This is a genomic window from Pseudomonas sp. P867, from assembly GCF_019891455.1.
Classification (GTDB): domain Bacteria; phylum Pseudomonadota; class Gammaproteobacteria; order Pseudomonadales; family Pseudomonadaceae; genus Aquipseudomonas; species Aquipseudomonas synxantha_A.
The window spans coordinates 65,583-80,732 of record NZ_JAFLXB010000019.1; the positions used below are offsets into that span (position 1 = coordinate 65,583).

The following is a 15,150-nucleotide window of genomic DNA, read 5'->3' on the forward strand; positions in this document are numbered from 1 at the left end:
GTTTTACAGACCCCGAGTGTACCCGAACAACTTTTCAGACACATAGGGTCTGCTTGTGACTATCTGGTATTTTTAAGTCACAGTAAATACAGCGCGCTGACTCAACCCGCAGCGCTTTGCGTGCGCACCGCGCCACGACGGGTTTGCCCGGCCGCAATCACGCAGTTACGTCCGGCGCCCTTGGCGGCGTACAGCGCCTGGTCGGCGGACTTGAGCACCTCTTCAGGGTTACGCTGCTCGGCCTGACGCTCGGCCACGCCGATGCTGACCGTCACCGACACGCTGGAGGCTCCGCTGCCCGCACGCCGTTGACGGCCTTGGTGGTCGTCATGAGGACGATCCGGGTTACGCAACTTGATGGCGTAGCCGGCAATGATCTCGCGAATCTCCTCCAGGTGCGGCATGCATTCATCCAAGGTCTTGCCGGCAAACACCACGGCAAATTCTTCACCGCCATACCGGTAGGCGCGCCCGCCGCCGTTGACCTTGGACAGCTTGCTCGCCACCAGGCGCAGCACCTGGTCGCCCACGTCGTGGCCATGGGTGTCGTTGAAACGTTTGAAGTGATCAACGTCACTCATCGCCAGCACATAGTTGCGCCCCAGCCGTTGCATGCGTTCGTTGAGGGCGCGTCGTCCCGGCAAGCCGGTCAGTTCGTCGCGGAACGCCATTTGATAGGCTTCGTGGGCCACACCGGCAGCAATCATCAACATCACTTGGCTGCACATGATGTTGAGGGTGAACGGCAGGATGAAGGTTTGCGGCAACATCCAGAACAGGCCCAAAAACCCCACCAATTGGGCGGCGTGCAGCGGGCGCGGCTGATACCAATACTGGGCGGCCAGGGTAAGGAAGCCGATCAGGAACATGGGATAGGACAGCTGGATCAGGCTCATCCACGCGCCATGCAGCATCGGCCAGCGAATCTCCGCCAACCAGCCCAGCAAAGCCTGGGGGAAACTTTGCTCCAGGGCCAGCGCCACACTGCCCACCGCCAGCAACACCGCGCAGCGGGCGACGAAGTCACGGAACAGATGGGTTTTTTCCTGCCACAGCGCATAGATGCTGAACAGCAACGGCAACAGCAGGCAACACAGGTGGAACACCACCGCGGCGTCGTCACGCACGCGGCCATTGTCGCGGTAGAAATCGGTCTGGGTATCCAGCAGGAAATAGGCGACGTACACCGTGATCATCAGGAACAGTTCACGCTGGCGCCGATAGACCGCGCAGTACGCGCCGCCGAGCAGCAGGACCAGGGTCGGCAACACGTTGAAGAGCGAGGTGAAGAAGACGTTGAGGTCCTTGACGTACGCAGCCGAAAGCCCGGCCAGCAACAGCAGCAGCGAAGGTAGGAAATGACTGAAACGTACAGCAGACACGCGTGACAAGGGTAAAACTCCGACCCGCAAAATAATGGCACTGTGCCTTTATGCAGCCAGTTAAGCACAACCGGGCTGACACGTATCACATTGCCACTACTGTAACGGCAGCGGGTTGTAATCCCTGAGTGCATTACTGCGGTTTTTTATGCCCGTACTCTGTAGGAGGGCAAAAAAAACCGCCGCGTCCCGAAAGAGGCGGCGGTTGCAGAAAGAACCGGTAAGGCTTAGTAAGCCAGGCCGAAGTCTTCTTCTTTCATGTCCATCAGGTTGTTGGCGCCCGACAGCATGGTCGCCACGTGGGTACGGGTACGCGGCAGGATGCGCTGGAAGTAGAAGCGCGCGGTCTGCAACTTGGCGGTGTAGAACGCCTCTTCGCTGGTACCGGCAGCCAGTTTCTCGGCGGCCAGGCGCGCCATGTCGGCCCAGAAGTACGCCAGGCACGCGTAGCCGGAGTACATCAGGTAATCCACCGAAGCGGCACCGACTTCTTCGCGGTCTTTCATCGCGGCCATGCCGACCTTCATGGTCAACTCGCCCCACTCTTTGTTCAGTGCCGCCAGCGGTGCAACGAACTCTTTAACCGCGTCGTTACCTTCGTTGGCCTGACAGAACTTGTGCACAATCTTGGTGAAGCCCTTGAGCGCTTCGCCTTGGGTCATCAGTACTTTGCGGCCGAGCAAGTCCAGGGCCTGGATGCCGGTGGTGCCTTCGTACAGCATCGAAATACGGCTATCGCGCACGTTCTGTTCCATGCCCCACTCGGCGATGAAGCCGTGGCCACCGTAGATCTGCACGCCGTGGTTGGCCGATTCAAAGCCGACTTCGGTCATGAACGCCTTGGCGATCGGGGTCATGAATGCCAGCAGGCCATCGGCCTGTTTCTTGGCTTCGTCATCGGTGCCGTACTTGACGATGTCCACTTGCTTGGCGGTGAAGTACACCATCGCGCGGTTACCTTCGGCGAAGGCTTTCATGGTCAGCAGCATGCGGCGTACGTCTGGGTGCACAATGATCGGGTCAGCGGCTTTGTCAGGTGCTTTAGGGCCGGTCAGGGAGCGCATCTGCAGGCGATCACGCGCATATTTCAGGCCACCCTGGAAGCCGATTTCGGCGTGGGCCAAGCCTTGCAGGGCAGTGCCCAGGCGAGCGGTGTTCATAAAGGTGAACATGCAGTTCAGGCCTTTGTTCGCCGGGCCGATCAGGAAACCGGTGGCTGCGTCGAAGTTCATAACGCAGGTGGCGTTGCCGTGGATGCCCATCTTGTGTTCCAGGGAACCACAGGTGACCGCATTGCGCTCGCCCACTGAACCATCGGCGTTGGGCAGGAACTTGGGCACGATAAACAGCGAGATGCCTTTGGTGCCGGCCGGTGCGTCCGGCAGGCGGGCCAGTACGATGTGGACAATGTTGTCGGCCATGTCGTGTTCACCGGCCGAGATGAAGATCTTGGTGCCGGAGACTTTGTAGGAACCGTCAGCCTGAGGCTCGGCCTTGGTGCGCAGCATGCCCAGGTCGGTACCGCAGTGTGGCTCGGTCAGGCACATGGTGCCGGTCCATTCGCCCGACACCAGCTTGGTCAGGTAAGCGTCTTGCTGCTCGGGGGTGCCGTGCTCGGAAATGGTGTTCATCGCGCCATGGGACAGGCCAGGGTACATGCCCCACGACCAGTTGGCTTCGCCGACCATTTCGCTCACCGCCAGGCCCAGGGACTCCGGCAAGCCCTGGCCACCGTGCTCCACGTCATGGGCCAGGCTCGGCCAGCCGCCTTCGACGAACTGTTTGTAGGCTTCTTTGAAACCGGTAGGGGTCTTAACGCCTGACTCACTCCAGGTACACCCTTCGATGTCGCCCACGCGGTTCAGCGGTGCCAGCACTTGCTCACAGAACTTGGCGCCTTCTTCGAGGATGGCGTCGACCATGTCCGGGGTAGCGTCCTGGCAAGCCGGCAGGCTCTGATAGTGCGCTTCATAACCGAGCAGTTCGTCACGAACGAAGCGAATATCACGCAAGGGGGCCTTGTAGTCAGGCATAGCGATAAACCTCTGCTGATGTATCTGGGATGAACAACCGCGTGGATTTGTTATGGCGGTCAAACAGGTGTTTGAAACATACGTTTACGACCCAGGGTTGTCAAGCGTCGGCCAGATGCCGTTTGTCTTGACGCAGGTCATCGCCAGGCACGGCAAGGCCTGCGGCGGGATGCCACTGCAAAAAACGAATAGAGAACTAGCTCAGGGCCAGGCACAGGCAAATGTGGGAGGGGGCTTGCTCCCGATAGCGGTAGGTCAGCTATGAATGGGCACGCTGATACACCGCATCGGGAGCAAGCCCCCTCCCACATTTTTAATTGAGTTCAGCAGGGGATCAGGCGTAGGTATCGATCAACGTACCGAGCATTTCGTCCGAAGCCTTGGCGACTTTTGCCCCCAGCTCGACTTGAAACTTGCCCTGGGCCATTTCCACCATATTGCTCGCCGAGTTTGACGCTTGGGCGCGGTCATTAGCTTGCAGACGATCGCTTTGCGCGGCCGATGGCTGGGCTGTTGCGGCGCTGGCAATCTTGCCGGCCGCCTGGTCGACACGGCTCTGCCCGGTCTGAATACTGCTCAGGCCCGAATAAAACGCGCTGCTTCCAGAGATTTCCATGGCTTAAGCCTGCCTTGAGAGAATCGTGAAGGTGGATTGAAGCAGACATCCCGGCAAAAGGCCCGTCAAAAACACTAATGGCATAATGCCTTGCGATAGCCAAAATCAGTCAAGCAGGTCTAACTCCAGGTACTCCGCCACGGCGGCGGCACTGGCATCCTTGAGCTTCGGCACGCGCCCCAGGCAGGGCGCCGGCAAGCGCTCGGCCAGGGTGGCGAGGTTTTCTTCCAGACGGGAGGTCTTGGGATCGATGATATTCGCCACCCAACCGGCCAGCGGCAAGCCGTCCCGTGCGATCGCTTCGGCGGTCAACAACGCGTGGCTGATGCAGCCCAGGCGCACGCCCACCACCAGGATCACCGGCAATTTGAGCGCGATGGCCAGGTCAGACAGGTTGGCCTGATCGGCCAAGGGCACGCGCCAGCCGCCCGCCCCTTCGATCAAGGTAAAGTCGGCTCCACGGGCCAGGATCTGTTGCATCGGCTTGAGCAACGATTGCACCGTCAGCCCCACGCCCGCCTCGCGCGCAGCCAGATGCGGCGCGATAGCCGGCTCAAATGCCACCGGGTTGACCTCGGCATAACTGAGCGGCAATGAGCACTCGGCCAGCAACGCCAGGGCATCGGCATTGCGCAAGCCCTGGGCAGTCAACCGGCACCCCGACGCCACCGGCTTCCCGGCGGCCGTGCTTTTGCCCGCGAGCCTGGCAGCATGCAACAGCCCGGCCGCGATAGTGGTCTTGCCCACATCGGTGTCGGTGCCGGTGATGAAGTACGCGACGCTCATAGCGGTTTCTCCAGTACGGCGTACACCACCTGATACGTGGCGGGCAGGCCCTGAGCCTGACGGAACTGCTCGTATGCGTCTACCAGTGCAACAATCCGCGCGCGCCCCGTCAAGCCGCCGGGGCGGCCGGGGTTGAGGTTATGGGCACCCAACGCTTTGAGCTCGTGGGTCAGGCTGCGCACATCCGGGTAATGCAGCACATGGGGCTGTCGCGCGAGACTCACCACCCGCAGGCCGCTGGCCGCACATAACTGCTGATAAGCCTCGAAGGTGCGAAAGCGATTGACGTGAACCAAGCCGTCTACCGCTCGCCAGCTTTCGCGCAGTTCATCCAGGGTACCCACGCACAGGCTCGCGAACGCCAACACACCGCCAGGTTGCAATACGCGCTGAGCTTCGCTGAGCACTGCATCGAAGTTGGCACACCATTGCACGGCGAGGCTGGAGAAGAGCAGCTCGAAGCTGTCAGCCTTCAGCGGCAAGCGTTCAGCATCGCCAGCCATGAAATGCGCGGCGCCGCCCAACGGACGCGCGTGGTTGAGCATGCCTTCGGCGATATCCAGCGCCACGCCCTCGCTTCCGGGCAAACGCTCACCCAGCACGCGACTGAAATACCCTGTGCCGCAACCCATATCCAGCCATCGTTGTGGCGAAAGCTCGCTGGGCAAACGGCGGACCAACTCATGCCCTACTGCGCGCTGCAACTCGGCCACGCTGTCGTAGCTGGCCGCTGCACGGGAGAACGAGGCAGCAACCTGGCGCTTGTCCGGCAAGGCACCCGGCAAACAAGGGTGGGATAAGTCAGTCATCAACACACTCATGCAAAAAAGCCTGGATGGCCCCCGCTACACCGTGGGGGTCTTCCAGAAGAAACGCGTGACCGGCCTGTTCAATCAGGCCGACTTCTACATCCGGGAGCAACGCCAGCAGGTCACTGGCAGCTTCGGCAGGTACCAGCCCATCCAGGCCGGCAAACAGATGCAACTGCGGCCCGCGAAATGCCTGCAAGGCCGCGCGGGTATCCAGTTGGGCCAGCAGCTCCAGGCCGGGCATCAACACGCTGGGGGCGGTATGCGGCGCGCCGCTGACCAGCAAGCGCGAGAGCCCGTGAGGCTCCTGCGCGCCCTTGGCACACAACAGGCCGAAGCGCTTGAGGGTGACCTGGGAGTCGGCGTGGCAGCCCGCCAGGAACGCATCGAAGGTCTCGGCGGGCATCCCGTGAGGCCAACCGTCATGGGCGACGAAGCACGGGTTGCTCGCCAAAGTCAGCAAACCGCAGCAACGTTCGCCACGGCGTGCCGCAAGCTCCGAAGCAAGCATCCCGCCCAGGGACCAGCCCCCGAGCCAGACGTCGTCCGCCAGCGTCGCATCGAGCTCGTCAAGCCACTCATCCAGATCACTGGAATCCAGCGCCGGCAAGGGTTCGATCTGTACCCGCAGGTGCTCGTTGAGGCCCTGCAGTGCCGCGGCCAACGGTTCCAGCGGCGACACACCGAGCCCCCACCCGGGCAGCAGTATCAGGCGATCACGCATGGTCGGGCTCCGCTGCGTTCAACAACCGGAAACATTGCTCTAATCCGTTTAACAATAGCTGCACCTGCGCTTCGCTGTGCGCCGCCGTCAATGTCACACGCAACCTTGCACTGCCGGCCGGTACAGTCGGCGGGCGGATTGCAGTCACCATCAGCCCACGCTCGCGCAGCATCTGTGACAGACGCAATGCCCGGGCGCTGTCGCCAATCAAGATCGGCTGGATCGGCGTAAAGCTGTCCATCAATGCCAGGCCCATCTGCTCGGCACCGCGACGGAACTGGCGGATCAACCCATTGAGGTGCTCACGCCGCCAGTGTTCGCTGCGCAGCAATTCCAGGCTTTTGAGGGTGGCGCAGGCCAGTGCCGGTGGCTGGCTGGTGGTGTAGATATACGGCCGGGCAAACTGGATCAGGCTTTCGATCAAGTCTTCACTGCCTGCCACAAATGCCCCGGCGGTGCCGAAGGCTTTGCCCAAGGTGCCAACCAGCACCGGTACATCGTCCTGGCTCAAGCCAAAATGTTCGACGATGCCGCCGCCATGGGCGCCCAGCGGGCCAAAGCCATGGGCATCATCTACCATCAGCCAGGCACCTTTGGCCCTGGCTTCCCGGGCCAGCGCTGGCAGGTCGGCCAGGTCGCCGTCCATGCTGAACACACCATCGGTGACCACCAGCGTACTGCCGGTGGCCTTTTCCAGGCGCTTGGCCAGGCTGCCCGCGTCGTTATGCAGGTAGCGGTTGAACCGCGCCCCGGACAATAAGCCGGCATCCAGCAACGAAGCATGGTTGAGGCGATCTTCCAGCACCGTATCGCCCTGCCCCACCAGCGCCGTGACCGCGCCCAGGTTGGCCATATAGCCGGTGGTAAACAGCAACGCACGCGGGCGCCCGGTCAAGTCAGCCAGGGCTTCTTCCAACTCATGGTGCGGCGTGACGTGGCCCACCACCAAATGCGAAGCGCCGCCACCCACGCCCCAACGGGCCGCCCCGGCACGCCAGGCTTCGATCACCTGCGGGTGATTGGCCAGGCCCAGGTAATCGTTATTGCAGAACGCCAGCAATGGCTGGCCATCCACCACCACTTCGGGCCCTTGAGGGCTCTGCAGCAGCGGGCGTTGACGGTATAGATGTTCGGCACGGCGGGCAGCGAGGCGCGCGGCGAGATCAAAAGACATGCTGGCCTCGATCAAACAGCGGCGTTATAGAACTGCTCGCTGCTCTTTTGCTCCACCAGCGCCTGCTCGATCGCCGCCTGATGCACTTCATCGGCGTGCTCTTCCCGAGCTTCGGGCAGGATGCCCAGGCGTGCGAACAGCTGCATGTCCTTGTCAGCCTGAGGGTTGGCGGTAGTCAGCAATTTATCGCCGTAGAAGATCGAGTTGGCGCCGGCAAAAAACGCCAGGGCCTGCATCTGCTCGTTCATGGCTTCGCGGCCAGCGGACAGGCGCACGTGGGATTGCGGCATCAGGATGCGCGCCACCGCCAGCATACGGATGAAGTCGAAGGGGTCGATGTCCTCGGCGTTTTCCAACGGCGTACCGGCCACCTTCACGAGCATGTTGATCGGCACCGACTCCGGATGCTCTGGCAGGTTGGCCAGTTGGATCAGCAGGTTGGCACGGTCGTCCAGGGACTCGCCCATGCCGAGGATGCCGCCCGAGCAGATCTTCATCCCCGAATCACGCACGTAGGCCAGGGTTTGCAAGCGCTCGCTGTAGGTACGGGTGGTGATGATCGAGCCGTAGAACTCTGGCGATGTGTCGAGGTTATGGTTGTAGTAATCCAGGCCGGCCTGGGCCAGCGCTTCGGTCTGGTCCTGGTCGAGACGACCCAGGGTCATGCAGGTCTCCAGGCCCATGGCCTTTACGCCTTTGACCATCTCCAGCACGTAGGGCATGTCTTTGGCCGACGGGTGTTTCCACGCCGCGCCCATGCAAAAGCGCGTCGAGCCGATGGCCTTGGCGCGGGCGGCCTCTTCGAGGACCTTCTGCACCTCCATCAGCTTCTCTTTTTCCAGGCCGGTGTTGTAGTGACCCGACTGCGGACAATATTTGCAATCTTCCGGGCAGGCGCCGGTCTTGATCGACAGCAGGGTCGATACCTGCACGCGGTTGGCGTCGAAATGCGCGCGGTGCACGGTCTGCGCCTGGAACAACAGGTCATTGAACGGCTGCACGAACAGGGCTTTGACTTCGACCAAAGACCAGTCGTGACGCAGGGTGGCAGAGGTGCTGGCGCTCATGGGCGATTCCTTGATTATGCTTTGGCTAACGCTGCGGGAAGGGCAATACCCACAGGCACGACACGGATGCTCGGCATATTTAAGGAAGATTCATGCACTGTCAACCTGAGCACAAACACCAAGTTTACATCTGGTTAAAAAACAAACAGATCTGTCTGATCTGTGACGAATGCACAGACTCCGCCGAAAATGTATGCAATACCTGCGAAACAGAACTGCCATGGCTGCTTGAGCATTGTGAACAGTGCGCCTTGCCTTTGCCGATGGACGGGCTGATCTGCGGCCAGTGCCAAAAACACCCTCCGGCCTTTAACCAGGTGATCGCACCCTGGATCTACAGTTTTCCCATCGACACCCTGGTCAGCCGCTTCAAGCATCAGGCTCGCTGGCCGCTGGGCCACATGCTGGCGCGCCTGCTGGGGCAGCACCTGCAGCACCGCTTCGATAACGCCGAACTCAACCGCCCCGACTATCTACTGCCGGTCCCCATGGCCCGCAAACGCCTGCGCCAACGCGGCTTTAACCAGGCGCAGATGGTGGCTCGCTGGCTCAGTAGCGCGCTCGACATTCCCCTCAATGAGCACGCGCTGCTGCGCCCGCTTGAAACCGTGGCGCAGCAAGACCTCGACGCCAAGACGCGTAAGCGTAACCTGCTCAACGCCTTTGCCCTGGCGCCCGGCGCTCAAGTCGCAGGGCAACACCTGGCGCTGGTGGACGATGTACTCACCACCGGCGCTACCGCCCACAGCCTGGCGCGGTTATTGATGGGCGCCGGCGCACGCCAGGTCGATGTCTACTGCCTGGCCCGCACCCCCAAACCCGGCCCCTGACTTGACTCCCCTGCTTCAGGGCGGCAACGTCGGCTTATCTCATCCAAGCGTATGCCCATGTCTCTGCCCAGCCCACTCAGCCAGCACATCATCCGTCGCCCCCAACGCATTGCCTTGCTGGGGCATATCGCCGAGCAGGGCTCCATCACCCGTGCCGCCAAAAGTGCGGGGTTGAGTTACAAGGCCGCCTGGGACGCCATCGATGAACTGAACAACCTGGCGCAAAAACCGCTGGTGGAACGCAGCGTCGGTGGCAAAGGCGGTGGCGGCGCCAAGCTGACGCAAGAAGGTGAACGAGTGCTGCGCCTTTATCAGCGCCTGCAAGTGCTGCAGGCCGAGCTGCTCGGTTCGGACGAAGCGGCCAGTGACTTCAACCTGCTCGGCCGCTTGATGCTGCGCACCAGTGCACGCAACCAATTGCACGGCCAGGTCATCGCCATCGACAGCCAGGGCCGCAACGACAGGATTCGCCTGCAACTGGCCGGCGACCTGTACCTCGACGCCCAGATTACCCACGACAGCACCCAACGGCTGGAGCTGCAGGCCGGCGTGGAGGTGGTCGCCCTGATCAAAGCGGGATGGCTGGAGTTGCGGGCGATCGGGCACCCAGAAACACCTGGACACAATTGCATGAGCGGTGTGATCGAGACGATTCTCGACGCCAAGGATGGCCCCAGCGAGGTGCGTATCGCCTTGCCCAACGGCCAGGTGTTATGCGCGCTGGCACCGCCCGCTGCACTCCTAGTACTCAACGCTGCCGAGGGCCAGCCGATCCAGGTGCAATTCGCACCCAGCAATGTGCTGCTCGGGACCCCGGTATAACGTCTTCAGGCTGCAACAATTTGGTCACAACCGCTCCTTAAGGTATCTGCAAAAATCGCGGGAGCCTGAGATGAGCCTATTAGAAGAAAACCAAGCCACTGACCTTGAACAAATGGTCGGCCTGACCCGCCGTCGCTTTATCGGCGCGGGCGCCCTGTGCGGCGCCGCGATGTTCCTCGGCGGTAACCTGCTGAGCCGCAGCGCCCTGGCGGTGAATGCTGCCTCCGCCAGCCCGCTGTTGGGTTTTACCAGCATCGCCGCCGCCACCAGCGACACCATTACCCTGCCCCCTGGCTACAGTGCTTCGGTGCTGATCAGTTGGGGCCAGCCGCTGCACAAGAACGCCCCGGCTTTCGACCCGTCGGGCAATGGCACGGCCAAGGCCCAGGAACAGCAATTTGGCGACAACAACGACGGCATGAGCCTGTTTCCGTTCCCGGGCGACGACAACCGCGCCTTGATGGCGATCAACAACGAATACACCAACTACCGCTACCTCTACGCCCACGGCGGCGCGCCACAATCGGCCGAGGAGGTACGCAAGGCCCTGGCCAGCGAGGGCGTGTCGGTGATCGAAGTACGGCGCAAGGGCGACACCTGGCAGTTCGTCCAGGACTCACGCTACAACCGGCGCATCCATGGCAACTCACCAATCCGCTTGAGCGGCCCCGCTGCCGGCCATGACTGGTTGAAAACCACTGCCGACAAAACCGGCAAGAAAGTCCTGGGTACGTTCCAGAACTGCGCCAACGGCAAGACACCGTGGGGCACCTACCTGACCTGCGAAGAGAACTTCACCGACTGCTTCGGCAGCAGCAACCCGCAGCAAGCGTTCGACGCCGGGCAGAAACGCTACGGCGTAGTGGCCGCCAGCAAAGACATCAACTGGCACCCGCACGACCCACGCTTCGACATGGCCAAGAACCCCAACGAACTCAACCGCCATGGCTGGGTGGTGGAAATCGACCCGTTCGATCCGCAATCCACTCCGGTCAAGCGCACGGCCCTGGGCCGCTTCAAACATGAAAACGCGGCGCTGGCCGAAACGCGCGACGGCCGCGCCGTGGTGTACATGGGCGACGACGAACGCGGCGAGTTCATCTACAAGTTCGTCAGCCGCGATCAGATCAACCACAGCAATCCGAAAGCCAACAAAGACCTGCTCGACCACGGCACCTTGTATGTGGCCATCTTCGATGCGGGCGACGGTAACGCCGATCATCCCAAGGGCAAAGGCCAATGGGTTGAACTCACCCATGGCAAAAACGGCATCGACGCCGGCAGCGGTTTCGCCAACCAGGCAGAGGTGCTGATCCATGCGCGCCTGGCCGCCAGCGTAGTGAAGGCCACGCGCATGGACCGCCCGGAGTGGATCGTCGTCAGCCCCACCGACGGCCAGGTCTACTGCACCCTGACCAACAACGCCAAGCGCGGCGAAGACGGCCAGCCGGTGGGCGGCCCCAACCCGCGAGAGAAAAACGTCTACGGCCAGATCCTGCGCTGGAAAGCCGACGCCGATAACCACGGCGCCACAGACTTTACCTGGGACCTGTTCGTAGTGGCCGGAAACCCGGGCGTGCACGGTGGTACGCCGAAGGGCGGCTCGTCCAATATCAACCCACAGAACATGTTCAACAGCCCCGACGGCCTGGGCTTCGACAAGGCCGGGCGCCTGTGGATCCTCACCGACGGCGACTACAGCAACGCGGGCGACTTTGCCGGCATGGGCAACAACCAGATGCTGTGTGCCGACCCGAGCACCGGGGAAATCCGCCGTTTCATGGTCGGGCCGGTGGCGTGTGAGGTCACCGGGATCAGCTTTGCGCCGGATCAGAAGACGTTGTTTGTGGGGATTCAGCATCCGGGAGAAACCGGTGGTTCGACTTGGCCTGAACATCTGCCGAACGGCAAGCCGCGTTCGTCGGTGATGGCGATTCGGCGGGATGATGGCGGGATCGTAGGCGCCTGACAGGGCCTCATCGGGGGCAAGCCCCCTCCCACAATTCTGAATTGCGAATACATTCAAATGTGGGAGGGGGCTTGCCCCCGATTGCAATAGCACAGCCACCACCTATCCCAGCCCCGGTGCGTTACCATACCCGGCCGGACGCGGCGCCCTGCTGCGCGCAGGAGTTCGCATGGCTCACCCGTTTGAAACACTCACCCCTGATCTGGTCCTCGACGCCGTCGAAAGCATCGGCTTTCTCAGCGATGCGCGCGTGTTGGCGCTCAACAGCTACGAAAACCGCGTGTACCAGGTGGGCATCGAAGACGCCGAACCGCTGATCGCCAAGTTCTACCGGCCCCAACGCTGGACTAACGAGGCGATCCTCGAAGAGCACCGCTTTACCTTCGAACTGGCCGAGTGCGAAGTGCCCGTGGTGGCCCCGCTGATTCACAACGGCGAGAGCCTGTTCGAACACGCAGGTTTCCGCTTCACCCTGTTTCCCCGCCGTGGCGGCCGCGCGCCGGAGCCAGGCAACCTCGACCAGCTTTATCGCCTTGGGCAGTTGCTCGGCCGTTTGCACGCCGTGGGGTCAACCCGCCCGTTCGAACATCGCGAAGCCCTGGGCGTGAAGAACTTCGGTCACGATTCCCTCAACACCTTGCTCGAAGGCAACTTCATTCCCAAAAGCCTGTTGCCGGCCTATGAATCCGTGGCCCGCGACCTGCTCAAGCGTGTGGAAGAGGTTTATAAAGCCACGCCGCACAAGAACATCCGCATGCACGGCGATTGCCACCCCGGCAACATGATGTGCCGCGACGAGATGTTCCATATCGTCGACCTCGACGACTGCCGCATGGGCCCGGCGGTGCAAGACCTGTGGATGATGCTCGCTGGCGACCGCCAGGAATGCCTGGGCCAGCTGTCGGAACTGATGGACGGCTATCAGGAGTTCCACGATTTCGACCCCCGCGAACTCGCCCTGATCGAACCGTTGCGCGCCTTGCGCCTGATGCACTACAGCGCCTGGCTGGCACGGCGCTGGGACGATCCGGCGTTTCCCCACAGCTTCCCGTGGTTTGGCACCGAGCGGTATTGGGGCGACCAGGTGCTGGCGTTGCGTGAGCAACTGTCGGCGCTCAATGAAGAACCGCTAAAACTCTTCTGACTGCTTTGCTTTATGTGGGAGCGAGCCCCCCTCCCACATAAAAATCCCCATTGCCAAGCAAGTCCCCATTGTCTGACAAATATCCTTACAATCGCGCTTTGTTAGCTGCCTAAGCAAGGATTCTGCAATGCAAGCCGCCAACCCTCGCAAGGGGTACATCCTGGGCCTGAGCGCCTACGTCATCTGGGGTCTGTTCCCGCTCTATTTCAAAGCCATCGCCAGCGTGCCCGCCGCCGAGATCATCGTGCACCGCGTGCTGTGGTCAGCGCTGTTCGGCGGCTTGCTGTTGATGGTGTGGAAGCACCCTGGCTGGTTTCGCGAACTGCGTGACAACCCCAAGCGCCTGGCGATCCTGGCACTCAGCGGTTCGCTGATCGCGGCCAACTGGCTGACCTATGTGTGGTCGGTGAACAGTGGGCGCATGCTTGAAGCCAGCCTGGGTTACTACATCAACCCGCTGGTGAATGTACTGTTGGGTATGTTGATACTCGGTGAACGCCTGCGCCGCCTGCAATGGGTGGCGGTGGGGTTGGCGGCGGTCGGTGTGGCGCAACAAGTGTGGCAGGTGGGTAGCTTGCCATGGGTGTCGCTGGCGCTGGCGTTGACGTTCGGTTTTTACGGCTTGATCCGTAAACAGGCCCCGGTCAAGGCACTTCCGGGGCTGGTGGTGGAAACCTGGATGCTGGTGCCGATTGCCGTCGCCTGGTTGCTGTTCAATCCATCGGCCCACAGTGCACAACTGGAATTCTGGAGCACCTCCGAAGCCTGGTGGTTGGTGGCCGCAGGTCCGGTAACCCTGATTCCATTGGTCTGCTTTAACGCCGCAGCACGGCATTTGCCCTATACCGCACTGGGCTTTTTGCAATACGTGGCGCCGACCCTGGTGCTGTTGGAAGCGGTATTGCTGTTCGGCGAACACCTGGCGCCGGCCACGCTGATTGCCTTCGCCTTCATCTGGGCCGGGCTGGTGATCTACAGCGTGGATGCATGGCTGACGGTGCGCAAACGCTGATCAAATAACGCACAAACCTTTGCAAGCCACGGCGCCCGTGGCTTGCAGCGTTTCACCCCAAGGTTATCCACAACCTGATCCCCGCCATTTGTGCACAAGCCCTTGAAACTGCTCGTTTTTTGCTCAGCTGACGGAGAAGTCCGGCCGACGTGGCCTGGCGCCGGGTCTCTACAGGTTATCCACAGGCCCATGCAAGATTTCCATGCATAACCTTGTGGGTGGTTATTCCTCGTTGCGCAGTTCCACCATCAAGTCGTCGGCCAAGGTCTCAAGCGATTCCTGCAAGCGCTCCAGAGACAACGTGGACGGCACCTGCAACAAAGCCTCGGCGTTGAACAACGGGTCCCCGCTCATGGGCGCCGGGCGTACATCGGTACTCAAGCGCTCCACGTTGACACCCTGCTGGCTCAACAGTGCAGTAATCTCGCGCACGATGCCCGAGCGGTCATTGCCCACCAGCGTCATCACAATCGATTTGGACACTGCCGCCTGCCCTGTACTGCCCTCGCCCACCAGCACGCGTATGCCGTGTGTGGATAAGTCTTCCAGCGCGCCCACCAGTGCCTGACGTTGCTCCGTCGGCACGCTGACCCGCAGGATCCCGGCAAACTGCCCAGCCATGTGGGCCATGCGGCTTTCCAGCCAGTTACCACCGTGGGCGGCAATGTTCTGCGCGATGCGTTCAACCAGGCCGGGTTTGTCGGCGGCGATAATTGTGAGTACAAGATGGTCCATGGCGAAGCCCTCTGGAATTCAATCTACAAGGTGGACCCGGGAGCCCT

At 61.6% G+C, this 15,150-nt stretch carries 14 protein-coding genes; 5 read left to right on the top strand and 9 right to left on the bottom strand.

Features of this window, described 5'->3' with window-relative positions; translation table 11 throughout:
- Positions 1-101 precede the first annotated feature (101 nt).
- The 8 genes from J1G33_RS25900 to bioB all read right to left on the bottom strand — a co-directional run bounded on the left by J1G33_RS25900 (position 102) and on the right by bioB (position 8,591).
- Positions 102-1,391 (bottom strand): GGDEF domain-containing protein, encoded by a 1,290-nt coding sequence (locus J1G33_RS25900; protein WP_032879116.1) that lies wholly within the window; start codon positions 1,389-1,391, stop codon positions 102-104.
- Between the two features lie 218 nt (positions 1,392-1,609).
- Positions 1,610-3,415 carry a phenylacyl-CoA dehydrogenase gene (locus tag J1G33_RS25905; RefSeq protein ID WP_032879115.1) on the bottom strand — a complete coding sequence of 602 codons (1,806 nt, stop codon included), beginning with the start codon at positions 3,413-3,415 and terminating at the stop codon, positions 1,610-1,612.
- 334 nt (positions 3,416-3,749) lie between these two features.
- Positions 3,750-4,031 carry a hypothetical protein gene (locus tag J1G33_RS25910; RefSeq protein ID WP_032879113.1) on the bottom strand — a complete coding sequence of 94 codons (282 nt, stop codon included), beginning with the start codon at positions 4,029-4,031 and terminating at the stop codon, positions 3,750-3,752.
- A 105-nt stretch (positions 4,032-4,136) separates the two neighbouring features.
- Positions 4,137-4,817, bottom strand: coding sequence for a dethiobiotin synthase (gene bioD / locus J1G33_RS25915; protein WP_032879112.1), 681 nt, complete (start codon positions 4,815-4,817; stop codon positions 4,137-4,139).
- Positions 4,814-5,626, bottom strand: a complete 813-nt coding sequence (gene bioC / locus J1G33_RS25920) for a malonyl-ACP O-methyltransferase BioC (protein ID WP_032879111.1) — start codon at positions 5,624-5,626, stop codon at positions 4,814-4,816. The genes bioD and bioC overlap by 4 nt, the downstream gene beginning before the upstream one ends.
- Entirely contained in the window at positions 5,619-6,350 is a 732-nt protein-coding gene (locus J1G33_RS25925) for an alpha/beta fold hydrolase (protein ID WP_223019028.1), read from the bottom strand. The genes bioC and J1G33_RS25925 overlap by 8 nt, the downstream gene beginning before the upstream one ends.
- The gene (bioF, locus tag J1G33_RS25930; protein WP_148854062.1) at positions 6,343-7,524 is read right to left on the bottom strand and encodes an 8-amino-7-oxononanoate synthase; all 1,182 of its coding nucleotides are present in this window, start codon (positions 7,522-7,524) and stop codon (positions 6,343-6,345) included. The genes J1G33_RS25925 and bioF overlap by 8 nt, the downstream gene beginning before the upstream one ends.
- A gap of 11 nt (positions 7,525-7,535) precedes the next feature.
- Entirely contained in the window at positions 7,536-8,591 is a 1,056-nt protein-coding gene (gene bioB / locus J1G33_RS25935) for a biotin synthase BioB (protein WP_223019029.1), read from the bottom strand.
- Between the two features lie 92 nt (positions 8,592-8,683).
- Here bioB and J1G33_RS25940 point away from each other — a divergent pair, with 92 nt between their 5' ends.
- The 5 genes from J1G33_RS25940 (at position 8,684) to rarD (ending at position 14,368) form a co-directional block, all read left to right on the top strand.
- Positions 8,684-9,421: a ComF family protein gene (locus J1G33_RS25940; protein WP_223019030.1), complete on the top strand. Its 738-nt coding sequence runs from the start codon at positions 8,684-8,686 to the stop codon at positions 9,419-9,421.
- A gap of 57 nt (positions 9,422-9,478) precedes the next feature.
- Positions 9,479-10,243 (top strand): TOBE domain-containing protein, encoded by a 765-nt coding sequence (locus J1G33_RS25945; RefSeq protein ID WP_103735246.1) that lies wholly within the window; start codon positions 9,479-9,481, stop codon positions 10,241-10,243.
- 70 nt (positions 10,244-10,313) lie between these two features.
- The gene (locus J1G33_RS25950) at positions 10,314-12,212 is read left to right on the top strand and encodes a PhoX family phosphatase (protein ID WP_078822492.1); all 1,899 of its coding nucleotides are present in this window, start codon (positions 10,314-10,316) and stop codon (positions 12,210-12,212) included.
- A gap of 169 nt (positions 12,213-12,381) precedes the next feature.
- Entirely contained in the window at positions 12,382-13,356 is a 975-nt protein-coding gene (locus tag J1G33_RS25955; protein WP_103735247.1) for a serine/threonine protein kinase, read from the top strand.
- A 127-nt stretch (positions 13,357-13,483) separates the two neighbouring features.
- A complete protein-coding gene (gene rarD, locus J1G33_RS25960) occupies positions 13,484-14,368 on the top strand; it encodes an EamA family transporter RarD (protein ID WP_005792097.1) in 885 nt (294 codons plus the stop codon).
- Positions 14,369-14,590: 222 nt separating this feature from the next.
- Here rarD and J1G33_RS25965 read toward each other — a convergent pair whose 3' ends face one another.
- On the bottom strand, positions 14,591-15,103 hold the full coding sequence (locus tag J1G33_RS25965) for an ACT domain-containing protein (protein ID WP_005792098.1): 513 nt from the start codon (positions 15,101-15,103) through the stop codon (positions 14,591-14,593).
- Positions 15,104-15,150: the final 47 nt, after the last annotated feature.

Bases quoted from the DNA above. Each gene is read 5' to 3' on its own strand.
- J1G33_RS25965 (WP_005792098.1), bottom strand. From the start codon at position 15,103: ATGGACCATCTTGTACTCACAATTATCGCCGCCGACAAACCCGGCCTG.
- J1G33_RS25905 (WP_032879115.1), bottom strand. From the start codon at position 3,415: ATGCCTGACTACAAGGCCCCCTTGCGTGATATTCGCTTCGTTCGTGAC.
- bioD (WP_032879112.1), bottom strand. From the start codon at position 4,817: ATGAGCGTCGCGTACTTCATCACCGGCACCGACACCGATGTGGGCAAG.
- bioF (WP_148854062.1), bottom strand. From the start codon at position 7,524: ATGTCTTTTGATCTCGCCGCGCGCCTCGCTGCCCGCCGTGCCGAACAT.
- J1G33_RS25925 (WP_223019028.1), bottom strand. From the start codon at position 6,350: ATGCGTGATCGCCTGATACTGCTGCCCGGGTGGGGGCTCGGTGTGTCG.
- J1G33_RS25950 (WP_078822492.1), top strand. From the start codon at position 10,314: ATGAGCCTATTAGAAGAAAACCAAGCCACTGACCTTGAACAAATGGTC.
- bioB (WP_223019029.1), bottom strand. From the start codon at position 8,591: ATGAGCGCCAGCACCTCTGCCACCCTGCGTCACGACTGGTCTTTGGTC.
- J1G33_RS25945 (WP_103735246.1), top strand. From the start codon at position 9,479: ATGTCTCTGCCCAGCCCACTCAGCCAGCACATCATCCGTCGCCCCCAA.
- rarD (WP_005792097.1), top strand. From the start codon at position 13,484: ATGCAAGCCGCCAACCCTCGCAAGGGGTACATCCTGGGCCTGAGCGCC.
- J1G33_RS25940 (WP_223019030.1), top strand. From the start codon at position 8,684: ATGCACTGTCAACCTGAGCACAAACACCAAGTTTACATCTGGTTAAAA.
- J1G33_RS25955 (WP_103735247.1), top strand. From the start codon at position 12,382: ATGGCTCACCCGTTTGAAACACTCACCCCTGATCTGGTCCTCGACGCC.
- bioC (WP_032879111.1), bottom strand. From the start codon at position 5,626: ATGACTGACTTATCCCACCCTTGTTTGCCGGGTGCCTTGCCGGACAAG.
- J1G33_RS25910 (WP_032879113.1), bottom strand. From the start codon at position 4,031: ATGGAAATCTCTGGAAGCAGCGCGTTTTATTCGGGCCTGAGCAGTATT.